19 protein-coding genes and 1 pseudogene are annotated in these 25035 nt (G+C 67.4%); 9 read left to right on the forward strand and 11 right to left on the reverse strand.

Translation table 11 applies throughout. The features are described 5' to 3' along the window. Positions 1–47 precede the first annotated feature (47 nt). The 3 genes from gcl to HLA91_RS04290 all read right to left on the reverse strand — a co-directional run bounded on the left by gcl (position 48) and on the right by HLA91_RS04290 (position 3722). Positions 48–1874, reverse strand: coding sequence for a glyoxylate carboligase (gcl, locus tag HLA91_RS04280; protein WP_170273697.1), 1827 nt, complete (start codon positions 1872–1874; stop codon positions 48–50). Between the two features lie 38 nt (positions 1875–1912). After that, complete coding sequence (locus HLA91_RS04285) at positions 1913–2806, reverse strand: 2-hydroxy-3-oxopropionate reductase (protein ID WP_170273698.1); 894 nt, start codon at positions 2804–2806, stop codon at positions 1913–1915. 100 nt (positions 2807–2906) lie between these two features. Continuing rightward, positions 2907–3722: a hydroxypyruvate isomerase family protein gene (locus tag HLA91_RS04290; protein WP_170273699.1), complete on the reverse strand. Its 816-nt coding sequence runs from the start codon at positions 3720–3722 to the stop codon at positions 2907–2909. A 305-nt stretch (positions 3723–4027) separates the two neighbouring features. On the opposite strand from HLA91_RS04290, the gene HLA91_RS04295 reads away from it, so the two are divergent. From HLA91_RS04295 to HLA91_RS04310, 4 genes are all read left to right on the forward strand, one after another. Then, complete coding sequence (locus tag HLA91_RS04295) at positions 4028–5698, forward strand: nucleobase:cation symporter-2 family protein (RefSeq protein WP_170273700.1); 1671 nt, start codon at positions 4028–4030, stop codon at positions 5696–5698. A gap of 202 nt (positions 5699–5900) precedes the next feature. After that, positions 5901–7658, forward strand: a complete 1758-nt coding sequence (locus tag HLA91_RS04300) for an amidohydrolase (protein WP_239557284.1) — start codon at positions 5901–5903, stop codon at positions 7656–7658. Beyond that, a complete protein-coding gene (locus HLA91_RS14160) occupies positions 7655–8701 on the forward strand; it encodes a GTP-binding protein (RefSeq protein WP_170273701.1) in 1047 nt (348 codons plus the stop codon). Before HLA91_RS04300 ends, HLA91_RS14160 begins: the two co-directional genes overlap by 4 nt. 144 nt (positions 8702–8845) lie before the next feature. Further along, positions 8846–10438 carry a sodium:solute symporter family protein gene (locus tag HLA91_RS04310; RefSeq protein ID WP_170273702.1) on the forward strand — a complete coding sequence of 531 codons (1593 nt, stop codon included), beginning with the start codon at positions 8846–8848 and terminating at the stop codon, positions 10436–10438. Positions 10439–10458: 20 nt separating this feature from the next. Here HLA91_RS04310 and HLA91_RS04315 read toward each other — a convergent pair. Beyond that, positions 10459–11085 (reverse strand): annotated as a pseudogene (locus tag HLA91_RS04315) (HAD-IC family P-type ATPase); the annotation flags it as partial. Between the two features lie 89 nt (positions 11086–11174). Here HLA91_RS04315 and HLA91_RS04320 point away from each other — a divergent pair. After that, on the forward strand, positions 11175–11678 hold the full coding sequence (locus HLA91_RS04320) for a hypothetical protein (protein WP_204514225.1): 504 nt from the start codon (positions 11175–11177) through the stop codon (positions 11676–11678). Between the two features lie 401 nt (positions 11679–12079). On the opposite strand, the gene fabG is transcribed toward HLA91_RS04320, so the two are convergent. Both fabG and HLA91_RS04330 read right to left on the reverse strand, forming a co-directional pair. Then, positions 12080–12829, reverse strand: coding sequence for a 3-oxoacyl-ACP reductase FabG (gene fabG / locus HLA91_RS04325; protein WP_338076774.1), 750 nt, complete (start codon positions 12827–12829; stop codon positions 12080–12082). Next, positions 12826–13284 (reverse strand): MaoC family dehydratase, encoded by a 459-nt coding sequence (locus HLA91_RS04330; RefSeq protein ID WP_170273703.1) that lies wholly within the window; start codon positions 13282–13284, stop codon positions 12826–12828. Before HLA91_RS04330 ends, fabG begins: the two co-directional genes overlap by 4 nt. A 173-nt stretch (positions 13285–13457) precedes the next feature. Here HLA91_RS04330 and HLA91_RS04335 point away from each other — a divergent pair, with 173 nt between their 5' ends. Beyond that, on the forward strand, positions 13458–14165 hold the full coding sequence (locus tag HLA91_RS04335) for an NUDIX hydrolase (RefSeq protein WP_239557096.1): 708 nt from the start codon (positions 13458–13460) through the stop codon (positions 14163–14165). A 3-nt stretch (positions 14166–14168) separates the two neighbouring features. Here the strand turns inward: HLA91_RS04335 and HLA91_RS04340 are convergent, their stop codons facing one another. Both HLA91_RS04340 and HLA91_RS04345 read right to left on the reverse strand, forming a co-directional pair. Then, entirely contained in the window at positions 14169–14486 is a 318-nt protein-coding gene (locus HLA91_RS04340; RefSeq protein ID WP_170273704.1) for a hypothetical protein, read from the reverse strand. Between the two features lie 4 nt (positions 14487–14490). Continuing rightward, on the reverse strand, positions 14491–14910 hold the full coding sequence (locus tag HLA91_RS04345) for an NUDIX hydrolase (protein WP_170273705.1): 420 nt from the start codon (positions 14908–14910) through the stop codon (positions 14491–14493). A 276-nt stretch (positions 14911–15186) separates the two neighbouring features. On the opposite strand from HLA91_RS04345, the gene HLA91_RS04350 reads away from it, so the two are divergent. Beyond that, on the forward strand, positions 15187–16920 hold the full coding sequence (locus HLA91_RS04350; RefSeq protein ID WP_170273706.1) for an ABC transporter ATP-binding protein: 1734 nt from the start codon (positions 15187–15189) through the stop codon (positions 16918–16920). Between the two features lie 5 nt (positions 16921–16925). After that, a complete protein-coding gene (locus HLA91_RS04355) occupies positions 16926–18956 on the forward strand; it encodes an ABC transporter ATP-binding protein (RefSeq protein ID WP_338076775.1) in 2031 nt (676 codons plus the stop codon). Positions 18957–19030: 74 nt separating this feature from the next. Here the strand turns inward: HLA91_RS04355 and HLA91_RS04360 are convergent, their stop codons facing one another. Next, positions 19031–19840 carry an enoyl-CoA hydratase-related protein gene (locus tag HLA91_RS04360; RefSeq protein WP_165883875.1) on the reverse strand — a complete coding sequence of 270 codons (810 nt, stop codon included), beginning with the start codon at positions 19838–19840 and terminating at the stop codon, positions 19031–19033. A 606-nt stretch (positions 19841–20446) separates the two neighbouring features. Here HLA91_RS04360 and HLA91_RS04365 point away from each other — a divergent pair. After that, positions 20447–22171, forward strand: coding sequence for a thiamine pyrophosphate-dependent enzyme (locus tag HLA91_RS04365; RefSeq protein ID WP_102162367.1), 1725 nt, complete (start codon positions 20447–20449; stop codon positions 22169–22171). A 234-nt stretch (positions 22172–22405) separates the two neighbouring features. Here the strand turns inward: HLA91_RS04365 and HLA91_RS04370 are convergent, their stop codons facing one another. Both HLA91_RS04370 and HLA91_RS04375 read right to left on the reverse strand, forming a co-directional pair. Continuing rightward, positions 22406–22867 carry a hypothetical protein gene (locus HLA91_RS04370; protein WP_146004372.1) on the reverse strand — a complete coding sequence of 154 codons (462 nt, stop codon included), beginning with the start codon at positions 22865–22867 and terminating at the stop codon, positions 22406–22408. Between the two features lie 123 nt (positions 22868–22990). After that, a complete protein-coding gene (locus HLA91_RS04375; RefSeq protein WP_170273707.1) occupies positions 22991–24907 on the reverse strand; it encodes an FAD-binding monooxygenase in 1917 nt (638 codons plus the stop codon). Positions 24908–25035: the final 128 nt, after the last annotated feature.

Below are 25035 nucleotides of genomic sequence, written 5' to 3' on the forward strand. Positions count from 1 at the left end.
CTCACCAGTCGTGCTCTGTGAATACGGAGCCTGTCCAGGCTGAGAGTTCAACGGACCTCCTCGAGTTCGCGCTCCACCTCCGGCGTCTGTGCCGGAGCGGCGAGCGGAGTCAGCGCGGTGGGCGCCTCGCCAGCAGTCTGGGCGAGGGCCTCGAACTCCTCGATGCTATCAATGGCCTTGCCCATGGCGATATTGGTCACGCGCTCGAGGATGACCTCGACGACGACCGGCACCTGGTGCTCGCGCATGAGGTCAAGCCCCTGACGCAGCCCGTCAGCGATCTGCTCAGGATCCTCAACACGCAGCGCCTTGCAGCCCAGCCCCTCGGCGACAGCGACGTGATCGACGCCGTAGCCTGCCGCCTCACCGGTGCTGTTGATGTTCTCGAAGGCCAGCGATACTTCGTAGTCCATCTCGAATCCGCGCTGGGACTGGCGGATCAGTCCGAGGTAGGAGTTGTTGACGACGACATGCAGGTACGGGATCCGGTGCTGGGCGCCGACGGCCAGCTCTTCGATCATGAACTGGAAGTCGTAGTCGCCTGACAGCGCGACGACCGTCTCGTCCGGTTTGGCGCGGGCCACACCGATGGCAGCCGGGCCGGTCCAGCCGAGCGGGCCCGCCTGCCCGGCGTTGATCCAGTGGCGCGGACGGTAGACGTGGAGCATCTGGGCGCCGGCGATCTGGCTCAGACCAATAGTCGTGACGTAGGTGACGTCCTTGCCGAAGACGGAGTTCATCTCCTGGTAGACGCGCTGCGGTTTGATCGGCTTGTCGGTGAACGACGTCTTGCGGTGCAGCGTGCCCTTGCGCTGCTCGCAGGCATCAGACCAGGCGGAGAAGTCCGGCAGGCCGGAGTCCTCGCGGCGCCGTCGGGCGACGCGCAGAAGTGTTTGCAGTGCAGCACCGGCGTCGGAAACGACGCTGTAGTCGGGGGCGAAGACGCGCCCGATCTGGGTCGGTTCGATATCGATGTGGATGAACCTGCGCCCGCGGCGGTAGACCTCGAGGTCGCCGGTGTGGCGGTTGGCCCAGCGGTTGCCGATGCCGATGACGAGGTCGGACTCCAGGAAGGAGGCGTTGCCGTAGCGGGTGTGGGTCTGGATGCCGACCATGCCTGACATCAGGCGGTGGTCATCCGGGATAGCTCCCCAGCCCATGAGGGTCGGTGAGACCGGGATGTCGAGCAGCTCGGCGAATTCGACGAGCGCGTCCTCGGCAGCGGCATTGAGGATTCCGCCGCCGGCAACGATGATCGGGTGCTCGGCGGCGGCGATCATGTCGAGGATCTTCTCCGCCTGGGCATCCGTGGCCTCCGGCTTGCCGACCGGCAGCGGCTCGTAGGTGTCGATGTCGAAGTCGATCTCGGTCAGCTGCACATCCAGCGGCAGGTCGATGAGCACCGGACCCGGGCGGGAGGAGCGCATGAGCTGGAACGCCTTCTGGAAGGTGCCCGGCACCTGGCCGGCCTCCAGCACTGTCTTGGCCATCTTCGTCAGGGGCGCGGCCACGGCGGCGATGTCGACGGCCTGGAAGTCCTCCTTGTCGAGCACGGCCACCGGCGCCTGGCCGGTGATGCACAGGATCGGCTGGGAGTCAGCCTGTGCGGCATACAGGCCGGTGATCATGTCGGTGCCGGCCGGGCCGGAGGTGCCGATGCACACTCCGATGTTGCCGGGCGCCGAACGGGTGTACCCGTCGGCCATGTGCGAGGCCCCTTCGACGTGGCGGGCGAGGGTGTGACGGATGCCGCCATGCGCCTTCATCGCCGAGTACAGGGGGTTGATGGCCGCGCCGGGCAGTCCGAAAGTCTCTGCGGCGCCTTCCTTCTCGAGGATGAGGGCCACCGCGTCGACTGCACGCATGCGGGTCATGATGGTTTCTCCTTTGATCTGAGGGATGAGGTGGACGCTCAGTCCTGCGCCCTGTTGCGCCCGGAGAGCTGCTCGACCACGGTGAGCAGACCGGAGTGGTCGAGGCCGCCGTTGCCCTGCTGGACGGTCGAGGCGATGAACTGGGCCACCGCGCTGGCCAGGGGCGTGACGACGCCGGCCTCGCGCGCGGCGGCGGTGACGATGCCCATGTCCTTGTGATGGAGTTCGAGGCGGAAGCCGGGTTCGAAGGAGCGTTCGAGCATCTTCTGGCCCTTCTGGTCGAGCACCTTCGAGCCGGCCAGGCCGCCGCCGAGGACCGTGAGGGCGGATTCCATGTCGACGCCGTAGGCCTCGAGGAAGATGACGGCCTCGGCCAGCATCTGGATGTTGCCGGCGACGATGAGCTGGTTGGCGGCCTTGACGGTCTGCCCCGAGCCGGCTGGCCCGACGTGGATGATGGTCTTGCCGACTGCATCGAAGACATCGCTCACGGAGTCGAAGTCGGCCTTCTCGCCGCCGACCATGATCGACAGGGTGGCGTCGATCGCACCCTGCTCACCACCGGAGACCGGTGCGTCGAGCGGACGCAGCCCGGCGTCGCGGGCCTGCTCGGCGAGCTCCCGGGCGACGTCGGGGCGGATGGTCGAGTTGTCGATCCAGACGGCGCCCTTCTCAGCGTTGGCGAGCACGCCGTCGTCTCCGGTCAGCACTGCCTCGACGTCAGGTGAGTCGGGCACCATGGTGATGATGACATCGGCACCCGTGACCGCCTCGGCGACGGATGCGGCAGCGGTGCCGCCGGCCTCGGCGAGCTTCTGGGCCTTGGCGGGTGTGCGATTGTAGCCGGTGACGGAGAATCCGGCGGCCTGGAGGTTCTTGGCCATGGGCAGTCCCATGATTCCGAGTCCGATGAAGGCGATCTTCTTGCTCATGTTCGCGTTCCTTTCTATGTGTCCCGGTCCAGGCGGCTGTGCCTGCAGGTCTGCGGGACGGGGTTGTTCGGGTGGCCGTGGCGGGGCCTGTCCGGCCGGGTCAGCTGGACAGCCAGTCGAAGGCGGTGTCCTTGTCCTGCTTGTACTCGAGGGCGATCCGGCCGGTGTAGCCGAGCTCGTAGGTGCGGTTGATCCACTGTTTAAGGGGCAGCTCGCCGGTGCCGGGAGCTCCGCGGCCGGGAGCGTCGGCGATCTGGACGTGGGCGAATTCGGCGGCGTGCGCCTCGATGACGGCGGCGACGTCGTCGCCGTTGACATGCAGGTGGAAGAAGTCGGCGAGCAGGCCGATGTTGTCGACGCCCTGCTCCTTGACCCGGCGGACGACGTCGAGGGCGTCGGCTGCGGTCGTGAGCGGGTAGCCGTCGGCACCGGAGACCGGCTCGACGAGAACGGTGCCGCCGACAGCGGCGGCCCTCTCAGCAGCCAGGTGCAGATTCTCCACCGCGACCCGGTCCTGGGTCTTTGCGCTCTCGGAGTTCTGGCGCAGGCCGTACAGAGCGTTGAACGCCGCGCATCCGGTGCGCTCGCCGATGGAGACGGCGAGTTCGACGTTGGCGGCGAAGTCGCTGCGGGCGCTTTCGATCGAGACCATGCCGCGGTCGCCGCCGGCCATGTCGCCGGCCCAGAAGTTAAGGCCGCGCAAGGCCACGCCGGCCTCATCGAGTGCGGCGACGAACTGGTCGACGTCACCTGATGACGGTGCAGGCTGGCCGTCGAAGGGCCACCAGAACTCCACCTGGGTGAAGCCGGCTGCACGTGCGGCGGCGGGGCGCTCCATGACGGGCAGCTCGGTCAGCAGGGTCGAGCAGTTGAGCACGTAGCTGTCGGGCGAGGTAAAGGTGAACGGCGTCGGCATCGGATTCCTCCTGCACAGGTTCGATCAATATAGTTTCATCATGCGGAAGTATTAATCCGCATCCTGGAAACTAGGGTAGCCGCGCATCCAGGCCGCGTCAACACGCACCCCCCTTCCGGGGCGTCGGCGCAGGCAGCGCCACATCGCTCGCGCGAGGAAGCGGAAGAGGCGACGGGAAAAGCTCACTAGGCACTTGACACCGCAACTGTGACTGGGGTTACATTGCTCTCATTGCCGTTCCTGAAATGGAACGATTTATCCGCAATACGGTATTCGTTCTGCTGTCGGACTGAAGGGCTCTCACGATGAGTCACAAGACCACCCCCAAGAATCAACGAGCGGTCACGACCGTCCCCCGCGGCTCCGACCGCCCCGAGGACGAATGGCTGCCGATACCGCAGCTAGCCACCTACGGTCTGCAGCATGTCCTGACCATGTACGGCGGCATCATCGCCGTCCCGCTCATCATCGGCAATGCCGCCGGCGCCACCCCTGAGCAGATCGTCATGCTCGTGACCGCCAGCCTGTTCGTCGGCGGTTTCGCGACCATCCTGCAGAGCATCGGCCTGCCGTTCTTCGGCTCGAAGCTGCCGCTGGTCCAAGGCGTCTCCTTCGCCGGCGTCGCCACGATGCTCGCCATCCTGTCCGGGCCGGGCAACGACCTCACCACCGTCTTCGGCGCAGTCATCGTCGCCTCGCTCATCGGCTTGGTGATCGCGCCGTTCTTCGCCCGCATCATCCGGTTCTTCCCGCCGGTGGTCACCGGTGTCGTCATCACCGCGATCGGGCTGACCCTCATCCCGGTGGCGGCGAACTGGGCGATGGGCGGCAACGCAGAAGCCGATGACTACGGTTCACTCACCAACATCCTGCTCGCCTTCATCACCTTCGCCGTGATCCTCATCTTCAGCAAGGTCGGCTCGGCCACACTGTCGCGGCTGTCGATCCTGCTCGGCCTCGTGGTGGGCACCATCGTCGGCGCGGTGATGGGCGTGGCGGACTTCTCGAAGGTCGGCTCGGGCGCACCGGTCGCCTTCCCCGACTTCCTCGGCTTCGGCGCCCCGAGCTTCGACGTCGCGGCGATCATCTCGATGTTCATCGTCGTCCTCGTCATCAAGACCGAGACGGCCGCCGACATCATCGCCGTCGGCGAGATCGTCGGCTCGCCGGTCGACCGCAAGCGCATCGCCAGCGGTCTGCGCGCCGACATGATCTCCTCGGCCGTGGCCCCGCTGTTCGGCGGATTCACCCAGTCGGCTTTCGCCCAGAACGTCGGACTGGTGGCGCTGACCGGCATCCGCAGCCGTTTCGTCGTCGCCGCCAGCGGCGTCATCATGGTGCTGCTCGGACTGCTGCCGATCCTCGGTGAGGTCATCGCCGCCGTCCCGATGCCCGTGCTGGGCGGTGCCGGCATGATCCTCTTCGGCACCGTCGGCGGTTCGGGCATCAGGAACCTCAAGAACGTCTCCTACCAGGGCAACATGAACCTCGTCATCGTCTCGGCCTCGCTGGCCTTCGCGATGATCCCGGTGGTCAAGGAGGACTTCTACCACTCGTTCCCCGAATGGTTCCAGACGATCTTCCACTCCGGCATCTCCTCGGCAGCGGTCATGGCCGTGCTGCTCAACATCCTGTTCAACGAACTGAAGTTCGGAAACACGAAGAACCCATCGGTGTTCGCCGCCAAGCCGGTGCGCATCCTCACCCCGACCGACCTGCGCGAGCTTCGAGAGGGCGATGTGTTCATCGACGGCCGGTTCCTCGACCCCGACGGCGAGGAGATCCCGGTCGTGCCCGACGAGAAAGTCGAGGAGATCCGCGAGGCCATCGAATGCGGAGAGATCACCGACACCGCCGAGGTGAAGGCGATCGCCGAAGGCGAGAAACCGCTGCCACGGCAGAACGGCACGTCAGCCGGAACTGCGCCCCGGAAGGACGCTGCCACGCGCGAGAACGGAGCCTCGCACACCAGCTGAGCTGCCCGCCTGACACCCAGCCGGCCCGGCGACCCACGGTCGCCCGGCCGGCTGTCGTCATTCCGCAAGCCGGGTGAGACGACACGCGAGCCGCACCTGCCAGTGAACCACCGCCTCGGGAACGGGATGCGGACTCATGCGCCCGGGAGCATCTGGACTCATCAACACCGGTTGATCTGGCGCTTGCCACCAGCCCGTGCAGATGGTGAACTGGCGGCTGGTGCCCGAACCGCGCCGTGATGTCAGCGTCCTCATCAGCGTCGATAGGAGAACGATGGAACCGACGGTCGTCTACCCTGCCTGCATTGTCCGCACGATGGATCCCGCTCGGCCCACTGCGGAGGCGATCGCCGTGCGCGGCGACCGGATCCGGGCAGTGGGCACGGTCGAGGAGCTGCTGACCTACCCGAACGCGGTCATCGACGACCGCTACGCCGAGGCGGTGCTGCTGCCCGGCTTCGTCGAGGCCCATTCTCATGCCGGCTCGGGCAATGTGTGGGCCTCGACGTACGTGGGTCTCGTCGACCGGATCGACCCCGATGGCCGCCGGTGGCCCGGTTGCCGCAGCATCGAGGCGGTGCTCGAGCGGCTGCGCGAGGCCGAGGCGGAGCTGACCGGCCCGGAAGAGCCGCTGCTGGCCTGGGGCCTCGACCCGATCTACTTCACCGGCGACCGGCTCGTCGCCGCCCACCTCGACCGCGTCTCGACGACCCGGCCGATCCACGTCACCCACACCAGCGGGCACGTCTCGACGGTCAACTCCGCTGCCATGGCCCGCTGCGGCATCGACGCCTCGACCGAGGTCACCGGCGTCGTCAAGGACGAAGACGGCAACCCGAACGGCGAGCTGCAGGAGTTCGCCGCGATGGCACTCGCAGGTGAGCTGACCGAAGGCGCCGGGCTGCTGAACATCGATGCGGCCGCCCTGCACAGATTCAGCCAGGAGGGCATCAACACCGGCACCACGACGCTGACCGACCTCGGCACCACGATCCTCATGGAAGACGAAGGTGTTGAGCTCTTCCGCTCGACTGTCGGCGACGACTTCCCGGCCCGCATCAACGTCTTCCACTTCGGTGCAGGCGTCGGCGAGGTCGCCCTGTCCCTGCCCGAGGCCGCCGAAAGGCTTATCGAGCTGCGGGCGACCTCGACCGACCGGCTGCGCTTCGGCAACGTCAAGCTCATGCTCGACGGTTCGATCCAGGGCTTCACCGCCCGGATGATGGAGCCGGGCTACTTCGGCGACGAGCCCAACGGCATCTGGGGCGTCGCCCCGGAGGAGTTCATCGAGGCCTTCCGCATCTTCCACGAAGCCGGCCTGCTCATCCATGTCCACTGCAACGGCGACCAGACCACGCAGCTGTTCCTCGACGCCCTCGAAGCCGCGCTCATCGCCCACCCGCGTCCGGATCATAGGCACACGTGCACGCACTCGCAGCTGACGACGCAGGCGCAGTACAAGCGGATGAAGGCCCTGGGTGCCGGGGCGAACATCTTCGCCAACCACATCTGGGCGTGGGGCGACCAGCACATGGATATCACCGTCGGGCCCGACCGGGCTGCGCGGATGAACGCGGCGGCGACCGCACTGCGGATCGGGGTGCCGATCACCCTGCATTCGGACACCCCGGTCACCCCGCTCGGGCCGCTGCAGACGGTCAAGCACGCTGTCACCCGGCTGACGGTCTCCGGGCGGGTGATGGGCGAGTACGAGCGCATCAGCCTCGATGACGCGCTCGAGGCCGTCACGCTCGGGGCGGCGTACCTGCTGAAGATGGATCATGAGGTTGGTTCGCTCGAGGCCGGCAAGTTCGCCGATGTCGCCGTTCTCGACGCCGACCCCTATGAGGTCGCGCCCGAGGCGGTCGGCGAGATCCATGTCCGCGGCACCATGGTCGGCGGGCAGCACTACGCCTCTGTCGTCGAGCCAGCCGGCACCTCGGGAGCGGATGGCCAGTGACCGCACCTGCGGCAGGCCGTCCGGCGACCAGCCCGGCGAGTGATCCTCGTTCCGGTGCCGGCCGTTCCGCTGCGCGGCTAGGGATCATCGGCGGCTACCTGGGCGCCGGGAAGTCGACGCTGGTCAACCGCCTGCTGGCCGGGATCCTGCCTGGACGCACCGCGGTCGTCGTCAACGATTTCGGGGCCGTTAACATCGACGCTGCACTCATCGCCGCAGCCAGTGACGACACCATCGAGCTGACGAACGGCTGCATCTGCTGCCAGATCAGCGACGACGCGCTGCGCACCATGAGCGCACTGGCCGCCCGGGATGACCTCGACCACGTGCTGTGCGAGGTCAGCGGGGTCGGCGATCCCGGTCAGCTGGCCGGCTGGCGCAGCTATCCCGGCTTCACAGCAGGCCCCGTGCTCGTGTGCGCCGATGCAACCGCGATCGTGCGCCAGCTGGGTGACGTCTATGTCGGCGATGCCGTCGCAGGCCAGCTCGCCGCCGCCGAGGTGGTGCTCGTGACGAAGACGGACCTCGCCTCCCCCGCTCAGGTCGACGCGGCGGTTGCCGCCTGCCGTCGGGCCGCCGGGCAGGCCGTCATCGTCGTCCAGGATCCAGATGATCCCGATGCCACCGCCGCCGAGGCGCTGCGCACCCCCGTGCCGCAGGCAGCTGAGGCGAGCGCCCCGGACACGGCTGGGGGATCCGCACCGGGAGCGAGCGCACCCCACCGGCGAGTCCATGACGCCGCGGCGTCGAGTCATGCGGCTGCGCACGCCACGGCCACCGTCGACATCACCGGCCCTGTCGACGTCGAGGCGCTCACCGGCGTGCTCGATACCCTCGCCGGCACCCTCGTGCGCGCGAAGGGGATCGTGCCCACCGCCTCGGGAACGGCGCACTCCGTGCAGCTCTCCGGGCGCCGCATCGACGTGCGCCCCACCGACCGGCCGGCCACCGGAGGCTTCGTGCTCATCGCCGCCGGGTCCGACCCCCAGGCCGCCATCGACGCGGCGGCCGCCGCGCTCGCACCTGTGCTTACCGGTGACTGAGCGCACCGACTCCAGCGCAGTGCTGGACCCATCGGGAGTGACGGAACTGGTCCTAGCCACCAGCAACGATCGCCGGAATGGTGAGGGAGTACGCACTCATCAATGATGATGGAATTCATCAACGGGGATGGAGAATCTGCGCCCATGAACTGGTATCTCGTATGGATCATCGGCTTCCTTCTGCTGCTGCTCGTCATCAGCGTCGTGGCCACGACCCGCGTCAAGAGCGCTGACGGCTATGTCATGGCCGACTTCAGACTCGGGTTCTTCCCCATCTGCGGTTCGGTCATCGCCACCGTCACCGGTTCGGCCGCCCTCATCGGCGGTGCGGGCAAGGGCTTCGAGATGGGACTGTCGTACAACATCACCGGTGTGGCCTACGCCAGCTTCACCATCGCCGCTGTGCTGCTGCTCGGCCCGGTCATCCGCCGGCTGCGGCTCTACACCGTGCCTGAGCTCTTCGCCCGCCGCTTCGGCAAAGTCGCAGCCCTCATCCCCGCCCTTATCGTCGGGCTGCTGTACATGACCCCGACGTTCGGCATGCAGCTGGTGGGCATGGGCGCGATCCTCGCCTCGATCACCGACCTCACCGTGTTCTGGGGCATCCTCGCTGGCTTCGTCGTCACCTTGGCATTCACCCTCGTCGGCGGGATGCCGAGTGTCGCCTGGACGGATGCGATCCAGACCTTCGTCATCCTCGCCGGTGTCATCATCACGCTCATCATGGGCATCAACTATGTCGGCGGAATCGGCACGATCATCGAAAACACCCCGGCCGATCACTTCTCCTTCACCTCAATCGGCGGCATCGAGCTGCTCAACTGGTTCCTCATCTTCGGCCCGTTCTACATCGTCTGGCAGACGACCTGGCAGCGGCTCACCGCGGCCAAGAGCGACCGGGTCGGCATCTGGGCGGTCGTCATCGGCTTTGCCGTCTCCGTACTCATCGGCGCAGCAGCGATCATCATCGGCATCGCCGCACTGCAGATGTTCCCCGCAGACACCATGCCCGATGTCATCTACACCTCGTTCATCGCCGAGATCTTCCACGGCTCGATCGGCGGGCTGCTGATGGTCTCGCTGCTGGCCGCACTGCTGACCGGAGCGACGTCGTTCCTGCTCTCGGGTGCGATCAACATCTCCAAGGACATCTACCAGGGCTGGGTCAACCCGCGCGCCACCGACGACCAGATCCTCACCGTGTCCCGAATCTCGGTCGCGGCGATGGCGGTCATCGGGCTGGGGATCGCCCTGGTCATCAAGGACATCATCGCGATCTACCAGGTGGCTCTGTCCTTCACCGCGACCACGCTCGTCATGCCGGTACTGGCGGCGATGTTCTGGAAGCGGGCGACGAAGCGCGGGGTCGTGTGGTCGATGATCGCTGCGATGGCCGTCTCGCTCGTGTGGCGCTTCTCCGGCCAGCCTTTCGGCATCCACGAGATCCTGCCCGGTCTCATCACCTCGGCGATCGTGCTCATCGCGGTGAGCCTGGCGACTCGCCACTCCGATGACGAGGTCGTCGTCGCCTACTACCACGCCTACCGGGCCGGTGAGCTGCGCACGCACGGTGTCGATGAGGAGCCGGCTGCGCCTGGGGACGTCCCCGCGGGGACGTCGACGGCAGCAGGTCAGGCCACCGCGCCCGAGGCGGAGGTCGCCGCTGGCACGCAACCGGCACGGACGGCTGAGGCTGCGTCACCCGGCGTTGAGCAGCAGCGGCCGCAGGCGGAGTGACCTCAATCCGGTTCGGTGCGTCAGGACTCGAGCACGGCAGCGGTGCTGGCAGCCGGTGAGAGGTCGAGACGGCGCAGCAGCTGCGCGTTGAGCGCCACCACGACTGTGGAGGCGGACATGAGAATCGCGCCGATGCTCATCGGCAGCACGAAGCCGACCGGTGCCAGCACGCCGGCGGCAAGTGGAACCGAGATGAGGTTGTAGCCGGCAGCCCACCACAGGTTCTGCTTCATCTTCCGATACGTCGCACGCGAGAGCTCGAAGACCGAGAGCACCGAACGCGGATCTGACGAGGCGAGGATGACACCAGCGGAGCCGATCGCCACATCAGTGCCCGCTCCGATCGCGATACCGACATCCGCCTGGGCGAGCGCGGGAGCATCGTTGACGCCGTCGCCGACCATCGCCACGCGCCTGCCCTCACGCTGAAGCTCCTCAACCTTGGCGGCCTTGTCCTCGGGCCTGACGCCGGCGAACACCCGGTCGATGCCGAGCTGCCCTGCGACGGAGCCGGCGACTGCCTGCGCGTCACCGGTGATCATCACGACCTGCACCCCGGCTGCATGCAGGGCAGCGACGGCATCGTGCGATTCCGCGCGGATCTCATCGGCCAGCCGCAGCGCACCGATGTCGGCGCCGTCGGCAAGCCCGGTTGGGCCGATTGACACCTGTCGAGTACGAAGCAATTACTGACTCACCTGCAGCCGCAGCGTGACACCCTGATTGTCACCTCCCCTTGCATCAGTCCCAACGCAAGATCTTCTTCACCCGGGGACGGCCGTATACGAAGAACGACCAGGCCACGATCGAGTCGAAGAACAACCATCTCGTGCGTCGGTACGGGTTCTACTACCGCTACGACACCCCGGCTGAACTCGAGTTGCTGCAACGCCTGTGGCCGCTGGTCAATGATCGGTTGAACTACTTCACTCCGACGAAGAAACCGACCGGGTACTCCACCGACCGTGCGGGAAGGCGCAAACGCGTCTATGACGCCCCGAAGACCCCGTACCAGCGACTGCTCGATTCCGGCATTCTCAGCGTCGAGCAGAAGGCCGAGCTTCAGCAGTATCGGGCACGCCTGGACTTGGTCGACCTCGCCGAGAAAATCGACCAGATCCAGCAACGGCTGGTCAAGCTCGCCGCGAGCAAGACCGCGAAGCTGGAGCGCGAGATCGAGAGAGCACAGGCCCTGCCGGATCCGGCGGGCATCAAGGTCCACCACACCCGGGCCGGCTGAGACCCGGTTAGCGAGGAAAATGTGTGTGAGGCACGGCCTGCAATTCCCGGGGATCTTGACATGAGGCACTCCGTGGTTCAAGAGGCTTCCCCCTGGATCAAAGTCGCATCAATACTCCATTCGTCATACCGGCGAAGAACGTACGTCAGTCGTAAGGGGTAGAATCTGTATCGCGGTCACCGTCCAGCAGTGATGCGCGCCCCTACGTATCCGGAGGGACGTAGACGCAGGCACCGCTCGCCACGCTGCGTCGAACCAGGCGATCAGAACCTGACGGGAACTGCGGCGCCATGTTTCTCCGCCGCGTGCGGGGCCAGTCTCATGCCCACTTTGCCGTCACACACTCACCGGCCGGCTGGCGGCACCCGCGCCGGCCTCACCACCAGCCCCGTCAGCTGACCTCACAGATTGCGGCCGCCGGAGATCTCCAGCACGATGCCGGTCACGTAGCTCGACATGTCCGAGGCGAGGAACAGCGCGACCTGCGCGACCTCGGCCGGTTCGCCGAAGCGGCCGAGCGGAATCTCGGTCAGGCGCTGGGCCAGCACATCCTCCTTCATCGCCTCGATCATCGGGGTGCGGATGAGGCCGGGCTGGATCGCGTTGACGCGCACGCCGGCGAAGCCGACCTCCTTGCACGCCGCCTTCGTCATGCCGACGATCCCGGCCTTGGCTGCCGAGTAGTTCGTCTGCCCCGGGTTGCCGACCTTGCCGGAGATCGAGGAGACGTTGACGATCGAGCCGCCTGACTCCTGCCCGCGCATAATGCCCGAGGCGGTCTTGAGCCCGTTCCACGTCCCGCGCAGGTGCACGGAGATGACCTGGTCGAACTGCTCCTCAGTCATCTTGCGCATCGTCGCATCGCGGGTGATGCCGGCATTGTTGACCATGACATCGAGCGCACCGAAGGCATCGACGGCCTTCTGACACAGGGCTTCGACATCGGCCAGGGCGACGACATCGCAGCCGACCCCGATGGCACGCTCACCGATGTCCAGACGCTCCGCCGCCTCTGCGACGGCCGAGCCGTTGAGGTCTCCCAGCACGAGGTTCGCACCCGCGGCGGCATACGCCTCGGCGATGGCGAACCCGAGGCCCTGGGCAGCACCGGTGATGACGGCGGTGCGGCCGGCGAGCAGCCCGGAGCTCACTGTTCGACCATGAGGGAGACGCTCTCGGCGATGCAGGCCGGACGGTCAGCACCGTCGATCTCGATGACGTGGGTCATGATGACCATGACGCCGGCATCCTTGCGCTCGACGCTGTCGAGGGTGATGGTGTCGCGCACGCGCGCGCCAGAGGGCACCGGCTGCGGGAAGCGGACCTTGTTGAGCCCGTAGTTGATCTTCATCTTCATGCCGGTGACGTCGACGGTGCGCTGCGAGAGCATCGGCAGCAGCGACAGGGTGAGGAAGCCGTGGGCGATGGTGCCGCCGAACGGGCCGGCCTTGGCCTTCTCCTCATCGAGGTGGATCCACTGATGATCGTCGGTCGCATCGGCGAAGAGCTGAATCCGATCCTGGTCGATCGTCACCCAGTCGCTTGAGCCGACCTCGTGTCCCACGAGCTTCTCCAGCTCGGCGATCCCGTTGATCTCACGCACCATTGCTACTCCTTCATCGCCGCAGGCGGCACTTGCGCGGCCCGCCCGATTCGCACCGTGGCAAGCCGCAGTCGTCTTGCATCAGGCCGCGGCCGGCACCTCGGCCCGCCGCGTCCCAGGTCAGTCTAATGGGTTAGGGTGACAGACGACACACCTGGTGACAGCTGACTGGAGGCATGATGGTCCGCAATCTCGGCCCGGAGGGAACCGACCGCTCCGACGTCGTCGACATCACCGACGCGACCGTCATGCCCGCCGACCCGCACGCCGTGCCCGTCCGCCCGGCCGTCAGCGTGCTGCTCATCCGCGACGGCGCTGCCGGCCTGGAGGTCTTCGTCCAGCACCGCGTGGCGACGATGGACTTCGCCGCCGGGGTCGTCGTCTATCCCGGCGGCCGGGTCGATCCGATCGATGAGACGACCGGGGCGAACCTTGCGACCGCGCCCGAGGTGGTGGACGCCCATGAGCAGGCGTGGCACCTGAGCGCGTGTGCGGGACTGCCCGGAGGCGCCCGGACGCTCATGGCGTGTGCGATGCGCGAAGTCGCCGAGGAGGCCGGGATCGTGCTGGCCGCTGAGGACCTCAAACCGTGGGCGAATTGGGTGACCCCGCCGGGGCGCTCCCGCCGCTTCGACACCTACTTCTTCGTCACCGCCCCGGAAGATGCCGATGCCGCGGTGCACCAGACGACCGAGGCGCACAACTCCGAGTGGATGAACGTCAAGCACATCATCGCCGAGGAGGAGGCCCAGCGCCTCAAGCTCATGCGCCCGACGCTGGCGCTGCTCGGTGAGATCGACGCGCTCGGCTCTGTTGATGCGGTCATGAGCAGTGATCATGAGATCGTGCCGGTCAAGCCGCGCGAACCCGGCAAGCACAGCTGAAGGTCAGCTGGCCGACTGCGCCCGGCGCTCCTCGTCCTTGCGGCGGCCGACGATCTCGGCGATCCACCAGAACCCGGTCCACATCACGAACATGAGGGCCAGCCCCCATGCCAGGAGCGCGACGAAGCCGATGCTCCTCCAACCCTCGGTGGCTGTCATCGCCATGATCGACAGGACGACCGCTACGGCGAACACGAGACCGGAGACGATCGTGGTGAGGCGCAGCGCCAGCGGAGCGCGGGGCTTCCGGCCACTGGGAGTGGGACCGCCCTGAGCGCGGTGACCTGGAGCGATGTCGGGGGATGTGGGGGAGCTGTCCATCTCGTCAGTCCAGCCCCGCCATCTCCATCGCAATCTTCACAAGCCCCACCTGCGGCAGGTCAGCCAGCTCATCAAGCGGGATCCAGGCGGCCCGGTCGCTCGACCCGCCGACCTCGTGGCGCAGCTGCCCGCCGGTGACTCTGGCGGTGTAGATGATGCGCAGTGCGTGCAGGGTCTTGCCGGGTTTGAGCCGGCGCTCCCCGGGCACCACGAGCGAATCGATGCCGAGCAGCTCACCCAGGGCGACCTCATAGCCGGTCTCCTCATACACCTCGCGCACGGCGGCATCGGCCGGATCCTCACCCTCCTCGAGTCCGCCGCCGGGCATCGACCACAGCGGCGCGGGTCCTTCGATCCAGCGGGACATGAGCAGGCGACGGTCGTCATCGACGATGACGCAGTAGGCTCCCACACGCAGACGCATACCGTCAGATTACGGCACCACCGGTGCGCTGTGAGCGAGAACACCCACATGGCTATAGGCATCTGACGGCCACCGGAGTAATGTAGTGCCTTCGCCGGTCGGCCCGCCGGCACTGCGCAGCTGCCCGCAGACTCACGACTGCCTGCCGTTGCGTCACCTGCCAGCACCCACGCCGCAGGCGTGCCACGATCTGCCTTCCGCCACTGCCGACGGAAGGTCCGCTCGCCGCCTCCGGCCACCGCCTCGGCGGCGTCAATCAGCTGCATCAGGGGAGACATGCTGCTCACGCTGCTCAAACGGTACCTGCGCCCCTACACCGGAGCGCTCGTCCTCGTCCTCATCTTCGAGTTCGTCCAGTCCCTGGCCGCGCTCTACCTGCCGACCCTCAACGCCGCGATCGTCGACGACGGTGTCGCCCAGGCCGATGTGCCCCTCATCTGGCGCCTCGGCGGCTTCATGCTGCTGGTGAGCTTCGTGCAGCTGGTCACGATGATCATCGCGGTGTACTTCGGCGCGCGCACCGCGATGCGCGCCGGCCGCGACCTGCGCCGCGACGTCTTCCACACCGGCCAGTCCTTCTCCCAGCACGAAGTCGCCCACTTCGGTGCGGCCACCCTCATCACCCGCAACACCAACGACGTCCAGCAGGTGCAGATGCTCATCCTCATGAGCTGCACGATGCTCGTCATGGCCCCGATGATGGCCCTCGGCGGGATCATCATGGCACTCAGCCAGGACGTCCAGCTCTCCTGGCTCATCCTGGTGGCCGTGCCGCTGCTGCTCGTGGCCCTCGGCATCCTCATCGCCCGGATGATCCCGCAGTTCAAGGTCATGCAGACCCGCATCGACAAGATCAACGCCGTCGCCCGCGAACAGCTCACCGGCATCCGCGTCATCCGCGCCTTCGCCCGCGAGGCCACCGAACGCGACCGCTTCGACATCGCCAACCGGGAGCTCACGGAGACGAACTTCAAGGTCGGGATGCTGTTCGCGCTCATGTTCCCGCTCGTCATGGGCATCCTCAACGTCTCCTCCGTCGCCGTCATCTGGTTCGGCGGTCTGCAGGTCGAGGCCGGCATCACCGAGGTCGGCACGATGATGGCGTTCATGCAGTACCTCATGCAGATCCTCATGGGCGTCATGATGGCGACCTTCATGACGATGATGATCCCGCGCGCGGCCGTCTCGGCCAAGCGCATCGGCGAGGTCCTCGACACCGCCCCGACGGTCAACCCGCCCGCTGACCCCGTGCCCGAGGTGGAGGTCCCGGGCGCCGTGCGGCTCGCCTCGGCGACGTTCGGGTTCCCCGGGGCCGAGGCGCCGGTGCTGCGCGATGTCACCGCCGCCTTCCAGCCGGGGACGACGACGGCGATCATCGGCTCAACCGGTGCCGGCAAGTCGACGCTGCTCGGGCTCATCCCCCGCCTGTTCGATGTGCAGTCCGGGATGGTCGAGGTCGGCGGTGTCGACGTACGCCGGCTGGACCCTGCGGTGCTGCACGCCCAGATCGGGCTGGTGCCGCAGAAGGCGTTCCTGTTCTCCGGGACGGTCGCGTCGAATCTGCGCTACGGCAACCCCGAGGCCACTGATGAACAGCTGTGGCAGGCCCTCGAGGTCGCCCAGGCCGCCGGGTTCGTCGCCGAGATGCCCGGCGGACTGGAGGCGCGCATCGCCCAGGGCGGGCAGAACGTCTCCGGCGGGCAGCGCCAGCGGCTGGCGATCGCCCGCGCGCTCGTGGCGAACCCGCCGGTGCTGCTGTTCGACGACTCGTTCTCCGCCCTCGACACCGAGACCGATGCCCGGCTGCGCGCCGGCCTCGATGAGCACTTCGGGCACACCACCCGGATCATCGTCGCCCAGCGCATCGCCTCGATCACCGACGCCGACCAGATCATCGTCCTCGACGAGGGTGCGATCGTCGGGACCGGCACCCATGCCGAGCTCGCGGCCGCCAATGAGGTCTACCGCGAGATCGTCGAATCCCAGCGCAGCGTCGGGAGTGCACTGTGAACCCCGTGAATCCAGAGAAGCCCACTGCGGCGAAACCGACCGACCCGACCACTGATCCGGCCGCGGCGACTACCACCTCGGGCGCGGTCGACGAGGCAGACGACAACCAGCCCCCGCCCTCAGCCGGCGACTGGGGCTCAGCACCCATGGGCAAGGCGAAGGCGTTTTGGCCGAACTTCAAGCGGCTGGCCGGCTGGTTCCGCCCGCACTCGCTGCTGCTCCTGCTCGCGCTGCTCTCCGGCGTGGCTGCGGTCGTGCTCACGACGCTGGGGCCGAAGATCCTCGGCGAGGCGACGAACATCGTCTTCGAAGGTGCGATCGCCTCGCGCCTGCCGGCCGGTGTCAGCCAGGACCAGCTGGTCGGCCAGCTGCGCTCCGAGGGCCGCACGACCGAAGCCGACATGCTCTCGGCCATGCACATCACCCCAGGTGAGAGCATGGATGTCCGCGCGCTGGGGCAGACGCTGCTGCTGGCGCTCGGGGTGTTCCTCGCCGGCTCGGTGATGCTGTGGGCGATGTCGGCACTCGTCAACGTCGTCATCCAGCGGGTCATGCGGCTCATGCGCACCCGGATCGAGGACAAGATCCACCAGGTGCCGCTGTCGTACTACGACCGGATGCAGCGCGGAGATCTGCTCTCACGACTGACGAACGACCTCGACAACCTCAGCCAGGTGCTCAACCAGTCGGTCGCGCAGATCGTCAACAGCGTGCTCACGATCATCGCGGTGCTCGTCATGATGCTGACTATCTCGCTCAAGCTCACGCTCGTCGCTCTCGTCGCGATCCCGCTCATCGCGGTCGTCGTCGGGGTCATCGCGACGCGCTCGCAGAAACAGTTCGTCGCCCAGTGGGCCGAGACCGGCAAGCTCAACGCGCGAGTCGAGGAGTCCTTCACCGGGCATGCGCTCGTGCGCGTGTTCGGCCGCAGCGACGACGTCCAGCAGGCCTTCGATGCCGAGAACGAGCAGGTCTACCAGGCCAGCTTCAAGGCGCAGTTCCTCTCCGGTGTGCTCATGCCGATGATGATGTTCCTCGGCAACCTCGTCTATGTCGCCATCGCCGTCGTCGGCGGAGTCATGGTGGCCACCGGTTCACTGCGGCTGGGCGATGTGCAGGCGTTCATCCAGTACTCACGCCAGTTCATGCAGCCCCTCGGGCAGCTCGGCGGCATGGCCGCCCAGCTGCAGTCGGCAGTGGCGAGCGCCGAGCGGGTCTTCGAGTTCCTCGACGTCGACGAGGAGGTTCTCAACCCGGATCCGGTCGAGGGCGCACGCCCAGTTCGCGGGGCGATCGACTTCGAGCACGTCCGCTTCTCCTACTCACCCGACAGCGAGCTCATCCGCGATATGAACCTCTCCGTCGAGCCCGGACAGACGGTCGCGATCGTCGGACCGACCGGCGCGGGGAAGACGACGCTGGTGAATCTGCTCATGCGGTTCTACGAACTCGACGGCGGGCGGATCCTCTTCGACGGGGTCGACACGGCGCAGATGTCACGGGCCGCGGTGCGCCGCCGGATGGGCATGGTGCTGCAGGATACGTGGCTGTTCGGCGGCACGATTGCTGAGAACATCGCCTACGGCAATCCCGATGCCGGGCCCGATGAGGTGCAGCGGGCGGCCGAGGCGACCTATGTCGACCGGTTCGTCCGCAGCCTGCCCGACGGCTACGACACTGTCCTCGATGAGGACGGCACGAGCCTGTCGGCCGGTGAGAAGCAGCTCATCACGATCGCCCGTGCCTTCGTCGCCGATCCCCCGGTGCTCATCCTTGATGAGGCGACTTCCTCGGTCGACACCCGCACCGAGGTGCTCGTCCAGGAGGCGATGCACGCGCTGCGCTCCGGCCGGACGAGTTTCGTCATCGCCCACCGGCTCTCGACGATCCGTGATGCCGACGTCATCATCGTCATGGAGCACGGCGACATCGTCGAGCAGGGATCGCATGAGGAGCTCATCGCCGCCGACGGCGCCTATGCCGGTCTGTACCGTGCACAGTTCGCGCAGGCGGTGGCCAGCGGCGAAGAGGAGTGACCGGCGGGGTACGGCCGGCGCTGCGCACAGGACTGCGCTGAGCCTCCTCGGACGACGGCGGCAGCGCTCAGCGCTCAGCGTTTGCGCGCTGCCAGCTCAGCCATCCGCTTCTCGACTGCCTGCTGCTGTTCGGGTCCGCCGATGAGTGAGCGGATGGCGTCCTGTTCGGCGGCGAATCCCGCTGTGAGATCGGCGGTGGCGGCCAGGTCGACGAGCTGCTTGGCGGCGCGCAGAGCCGGTCGTGACTTCTCGGCCATCTCGCGGCCGAGGGCGAGCGCTGCGGCGTTGGCGTCATCGGCGAGTTCGTCGACCATGCCCCACGCGAGTGCGGTGTCGGCATCGATGACGCGGCCGGTGAGGATCGCCAGCTTCGCCCGGCCGGGCCCGATGAGGCGGGTGAGCAGCTGGGTGCCGCACATGTCGGGGATGATCCCCCAGTTGACCTCCATCATCGAGGCCTTGAGCTCGCGGCTGGCGATGCGCACGTCGGCGCCGAGGGCGATCTGCAGTCCGCCGCCGTAGGCGACCGACTGCACAGCGGCGATGACCGGGGCCGGCACGAGCGACCACACGTGCACGCACTGCTGGGCCAAGGCGCGGGCGGCGCCGAGGGGCTCCTCGGACTCCGGTGATCCCCCGCCGCCGGAGACCATCCGGCCGAATTCGCTGACATCGAGGCCAGCACAGAACGCCCGGCCGCGCCCGGAGAGCACGACGGCGCTGACATCATCGCGGTCGACGAGGCCCGTACCGATCTCGACGAGGTCGGCCATCACCTCGCCGGTGAGCGAGTTGAGGGTCTCGGCCCGGTCGATTTCGACGTGGGCGAGGCCATCGGTGACGGTGAGGACGACGGTGCCGTGGGAGGCGCGGGTCTCGGTCATGGTGCTCCTTTGCAGGCCAGGGGCAGGCGGGACGGTGCCGTCAGCCTATCGCGAGAACCGCCTCGGGAACCGATTCCGGCTTGGGGGCGGTCACGGATTCAGGGAAGTCGCCGGTGCTGGGCGCGGCGCCTCCCTTTCGTTGATCGTCTCGTCAATGGTTCTGACCAGCAGCTGCATCGTTTCGAGGCGGTGCAGTGTCAGTCAGGTCCCACTTTCGTTCGCATCGGTGACGGCGCAGGTCAGAGGGCAGGAGTCAGTCAAGGACACTTGCATTCATACACAGGGAGGAGGACAGTAGGAACCGGAGTGGACGCCGTGCCCGCCGGAAAGGTCAGCGATGTGCAGGCTCGTCGGTCTCAGCGCTGGGCGGCAGCGCGTGGAAGCGACAGTCTGGCTGAACGCCGTGCTCGCCGCCGACGACGAGCTCTGCGCACTGCGCTATCCCGGCACCCACGAACTCCATCTGCTCAGCCGCGAGATTCCGGCCCTCCGGCGGACCAGCCCGCCACCCGCACACACGGCCTCCGCCTCGGCGCCGGGACGCGGCCGGGCCCCACAGCCGCCCGCACCTGACCACACGGACGCACACGAGAAGGAGTCCATGTCATGACGACGATCGCCGAGCACATCATCCGCACCCTCGCCGACCACGGGGTCGAGCAGTCCTGGGGTGTCGTAGGCGATGCGCTCAATCCGCTGACCGATGCGATCCGCCGCGACGGGCGGATCCAGTGGATCGGGGTGCGGCACGAGGAAGCTGCCGCCTTCGCCGCTGGCGCCCAGGCTCAGCTGAGCAATCGGATCGGGCTGTGCATGGGCACCGTCGGGCCGGGTTCGGTCCACCTGCTCAACGGCCTGTACGACGCGAAGAAGTCCCACGCCCCGGTGCTGGCGATCTGCGGGCAGGTGCCGAGTGCCGAGGCCGGCAGCGACTACTTCCAGGAGGTCAACAACGACCTGCTGTTTTCCGATGTCGCCGTGTACAACCAGACGATCACCTCCGCTGAGCAGGTGCCGCACATGCTCGAACAGGCGATCAACACCGCCTACGCCGAATCCGGCGTCGCGGTGCTCACGATCCCCGGCGATCTCGGCACGCTCGACCTCGACGACCCAGTCGAACCGGTGCTCGCCGGCCCGCTGCCGGCCGGTGCGCCGGCGGCATCCCAGCTCGATGCGGCAGCTGCCGCGATCAACGACGCGAAGGCCGTCACGGTGCTCGCAGGGATCGGCGCGCGGGAATCCCGGGCCGAGGTGCTCGCGCTGTGCGAGACGCTCAACGCGCCGTTGGTCGTCTCCATCAAGGGCAAGGATGCGTTCGACGACGACAATCCCTTCAACGTCGGGCAGTCCGGGCTCATCGGCAATCCGGCCGCGGCCGAGGCGTTCGACGGCTGCGATGTGCTGCTCATGCTCGGCACCGACTTCCCGTACCGCGAGTGGTTCCCCGAGGGCAAAACCGTCATCCAGGTTGACGTGCGCCCGTCCCACATCGGCCGGCGCACCCAGGTGAACCTGCCGCTCGTCGGCGATGTCGGTGAGACCCTGCGGGCCCTGCAGCCGAGGCTGCAGCCGAAGAAGGACGACAAACTGCTGACCAAGGTGCAGAAGCGCTACGCCGACTGGCGCAAGCACCAGGGCATCCTGTCGGACCCCGAGGGCGGCACGGGTTCGATGCTCGAGCGTATCCGCGGGCTGTTCGACAACCCCGATGACCGGATCCGCCCGGAGATGGTCGGTGCGCTGCTCGACGAGCTCGCCCCGGCCGACACGGTTTTCACCTCCGATACAGGTATGTCGACGGTGTGGATGTCGCGCTTCATCAGCATGCGCGATGAGCGCCGGCTGCTCGGCTCGTTCAACCTCGGGTCGATGGCCAATGCGCTGCCGCAGGCCCTCGGCGCACAGGCCCTCGACCGGAAGCGGCCGGTCGTGGCGATGTGCGGTGACGGCGGGCTCATGATGCTGCTCGGCGATATGCGCACCGCGGTCACCTACGATCTGCCGATCGTCGCGGTCGTCTTCAACAACTCGCGTCTCGGCATGGTCAAGCTCGAACAGGAGCAGGGCGGGCTGCCGGAGTTCGGCACCGAGCTCGACAACCCGGACTTCTCCGCCGTCGCCACGGCCATGGGCTGGACCTCCCGCCGGGTGGAGGAGCCCGAGGATCTGGAGGAGTCGCTGCGCTGGGCGTTCGCGCAGAAGTCGCCGGTGCTCATCGATGTGCTCACCAACCCCGATGAGATCTCCGTGCCGCCGAAGCCGACGGTTGAGCAGGGCTGGGGCTTCGCGATCGCGAAGGTCAAGGAGACCCTCGAAAGCCGCCGCTGACGCACAGTGGTTCGCCGGAGTGACGCACCGGCCCGGCGCCCTGGTCTCACCGAGGCCAGGGCGCCGGTGTGTGCGGGGACGGGTGGATCGACGTTGAGTGCCAGATTCAGAGTCCTTGATTCAGCAGTCATCGTCGACGTTTCACCCGATTCATCGACGTTGACTGCAAAATCCAGAACCGAGGATTCAGCAGTCAGCGCGGGTGGCTGGCGGCACCGCTCAGCCTGGCACCTCTCAGCGCGGCACCAGGGTGCCGATCCGTTCGGCGGCGTCCTCCGCCTCGGGCGTGGTGAACACGATCGCCTTGCCGGCGGTTCGGTGGATGATGAGTGCTGGCCCGTCGCGCAGCACGAAGCCCTTGGCGGTCTTGTTCGACCGCCATCCCCAGCCGAGGTAGTCGCCGAGCGGGTCGACGCGAGTGACCTCGACGCCGGTGATGTCCTCGCGCGGAATGATCGCGCGCGGGAATCCCAGGACCGAGGCGGTGGTCACCCCGGTCTCGTCGATGCGCAGGCGGGCGGCGAAGAGCGGGACGGCGAGGACGATGACGACGATCGTGCAGGCGAGCATGAACCAGCCGACCTCCGACCAGAAGGCGATGCTGAGCCCGGCGACCGTGACGACCGAGAGGATGAGGACGCCCAGCGGCAGCGGCGACATGACGGTGGTGGTGCTCCGTGGGGATGTGTGAGCCATATCTCCACCATACAGACGCCCGAGGCGCCGGTTCCGAACTCACGGAACCGGCGCCTCGGGGACGGGATCACCAGCTGGAAGACACCAGCCGGGATTCACCAGCAGAAACTCAAGACCCGAGCCTCACACGCGGTGGAGCAGCGGAGCGAAGTGCTCGCCGACGAGCTCGGGACGATCGAGCGGCAGCACGGCGGAGACGTACTGGTCGGGCCGGACGATGACGACAGCGCCTTCGCGGGAGATCTCGCGCATCGCGAAGATGTCGCCGGCGAGGTGGCGGTCGCTCTCATGGGTGTCCTGCGGGGCGGTCGCGAAGACCTTCTCCTGGTCGATGAGCTCATAGGGTCCGACCTTCGGGCGGAACACCTCGGGCACGGAGGTGACCTCGAACTCGTGGTGCGCCTGCTGGTAGACGACCTTGACGTCGAAGAGCGCATCCGGGTCCGCGCCGGCCGGCGTGTGCACGCGCAGCGGCGAGGCAGCGTCGCCTGCCATCCAGTCCGCCCAGCTGGCGAGCTTCGAATCCGCAGCCCCGGCAGCCGGGGCGTCGGCGAAGACGTAGATGCGCCAGCGGCCATCGGCCCGGGCGTGGTGGCCCAGGTGCAGCGGCACCGCATCGGCGACGCGGACGACCGGGGCTGACTTGAAGCGCTTGCCCAGCGGGAAGCCCGCGGCCAGCTGCTGGTGCTCGGCGCTGCCGGTCAGCGGGGCGGAGTCGTACTCGGTCATGAAGCCGGCCGGGAACTCAGCGGTCTTGACGTAGAAGTCGGCGAGGAAGGCGGGGTCTTCGAACTCGCTGGACTTCTTCGCCATGAGCGTCGACCATTCCTTGTCGAAGTCGATGAGGTTCTGCGCCACCGGCTGGCGCTCCCGCGAGTAGGAGCGCAGCAGCGACTCCGGGGCCAGGCCGGAGAGCACGTGGCCGAGCTTCCAAGCGATGTTGAACCCATCCTGCATGGAGACGTTCATGCCCTGTCCGGCCTTCGCCGAGTGGGTGTGGCAGGCGTCGCCGGTGATGAAGACGCGCGGAGTGCGCTCATCGCCGTCGTCGATGTCGTCGAACCGGTCGGTGACCCGGTGGCCGACCTCGTAGACGGAGTACCAGGCGACGTTCTTGACGTCGAGGGAGTACGGGTGGATGATCGCGTTCGCCTTGGCGATCGTGTCCTCGACGGTGGTCTTGCGGATCGCACCGGCGTCCTCGGGTGAGACCTCGCCCAAGTCGACGTACATGCGGAACAGGTAGCCACCCTCGCGCGGAATGTGGAGGATGTTGCCGCCGGAGCTCGACTGGATCGCGCATTTCGTGCGGATGTCGGGGAAGTCGGTGACGGCGAGCACGTCCATCACGCCCCAAGCGTGGAAGGCCTGGTCACCCTGCGGTTTGCGGCCGATCGCCTTGCGCACCTGCGAGTGCGCGCCGTCGCAACCGACGACGTATTTCGCACGCACCGTGCGGGTGCTGCCCTCATCGGGTCCGGTGGTGCGGCGCAGCTCGACGGCGACCGGGTGCTCCTGGGCGTCATCGCGGGACAGGCCGAGCATCTCCCAGCCGTAGTCGGGCTTCATGCGCGCCGGCGAGTTGTGCATGAACGCCGCGAAGTGGTCCTGGATGCGGGCCTGGTTGACGATGAGGTGCGGGAACTCGGAGATTCCGTGCGGGTCATCGGCCGGCCGTGACTGACGCACGATGTTCTCCGGGTTGTCCGGGTCCGGGCCCCAGAAGCACATCTCGGTGATCCGGTAGGCCTCGTCGATGAGCCGGTTGGCGAACCCGAAGGCCTGGAAGGTCTCGACGCTGCGCGCCTGGATGCCGTCGGCCTGCCCGATCTCCAGCCGCTGCGGGCGACGTTCGATGATCCGGGTGTGGACGTCGGGGAACTGTGCGAGCTGGGCGGCGGTGATCATGCCGGCCGGCCCGGTGCCGACGATGAGCACGTCCATCTCTTCGGGCAGCTCCTCGGGCCGGTCGAGGCCGATGCCGGCTGCCGGTTCGATCAGCGGGTCGTGGGTGACGTATCCATGGTGGTGGAATTGCATCTGAGGCTCCTTTGGCTTCGCGCGGCTCAGCGGCCGGCAGTTCCCCGGCGGTCGGTGTACATGAACGCTCCTTATACGTCTCTCCAGACCGCACAAGCGCCGAGTTCTCGTCGACCCGGCGGCGCGGC

This window comes from Brevibacterium luteolum (genome assembly GCF_013004595.1).
GTDB lineage: Bacteria > Actinomycetota > Actinomycetes > Actinomycetales > Brevibacteriaceae > Brevibacterium > Brevibacterium luteolum.

What these genes read in the sequence shown, in the direction of transcription:
- HLA91_RS04375 (WP_170273707.1), bottom strand. Translation starts at nt 24,907, where the DNA reads ATGCAATTCCACCACCATGGATACGTCACCCACGACCCGCTGATCGAA.
- HLA91_RS04345 (WP_170273705.1), bottom strand. Translation starts at nt 14,910, where the DNA reads ATGCGTCTGCGTGTGGGAGCCTACTGCGTCATCGTCGATGACGACCGT.
- HLA91_RS04340 (WP_170273704.1), bottom strand. Translation starts at nt 14,486, where the DNA reads ATGGACAGCTCCCCCACATCCCCCGACATCGCTCCAGGTCACCGCGCT.
- HLA91_RS04350 (WP_170273706.1), top strand. Translation starts at nt 15,187, where the DNA reads ATGCTGCTCACGCTGCTCAAACGGTACCTGCGCCCCTACACCGGAGCG.
- HLA91_RS04365 (WP_102162367.1), top strand. Translation starts at nt 20,447, where the DNA reads ATGACGACGATCGCCGAGCACATCATCCGCACCCTCGCCGACCACGGG.
- HLA91_RS04290 (WP_170273699.1), bottom strand. Translation starts at nt 3,722, where the DNA reads ATGCCGACGCCGTTCACCTTTACCTCGCCCGACAGCTACGTGCTCAAC.
- HLA91_RS04310 (WP_170273702.1), top strand. Translation starts at nt 8,846, where the DNA reads ATGAACTGGTATCTCGTATGGATCATCGGCTTCCTTCTGCTGCTGCTC.
- HLA91_RS04330 (WP_170273703.1), bottom strand. Translation starts at nt 13,284, where the DNA reads ATGGTGCGTGAGATCAACGGGATCGCCGAGCTGGAGAAGCTCGTGGGA.
- gcl (WP_170273697.1), bottom strand. Translation starts at nt 1,874, where the DNA reads ATGACCCGCATGCGTGCAGTCGACGCGGTGGCCCTCATCCTCGAGAAG.
- HLA91_RS04370 (WP_146004372.1), bottom strand. Translation starts at nt 22,867, where the DNA reads ATGGCTCACACATCCCCACGGAGCACCACCACCGTCATGTCGCCGCTG.
- HLA91_RS04300 (WP_239557284.1), top strand. Translation starts at nt 5,901, where the DNA reads ATGGTGAACTGGCGGCTGGTGCCCGAACCGCGCCGTGATGTCAGCGTC.
- HLA91_RS04295 (WP_170273700.1), top strand. Translation starts at nt 4,028, where the DNA reads ATGAGTCACAAGACCACCCCCAAGAATCAACGAGCGGTCACGACCGTC.
- HLA91_RS04335 (WP_239557096.1), top strand. Translation starts at nt 13,458, where the DNA reads ATGATGGTCCGCAATCTCGGCCCGGAGGGAACCGACCGCTCCGACGTC.
- HLA91_RS04285 (WP_170273698.1), bottom strand. Translation starts at nt 2,806, where the DNA reads ATGAGCAAGAAGATCGCCTTCATCGGACTCGGAATCATGGGACTGCCC.
- HLA91_RS04360 (WP_165883875.1), bottom strand. Translation starts at nt 19,840, where the DNA reads ATGACCGAGACCCGCGCCTCCCACGGCACCGTCGTCCTCACCGTCACC.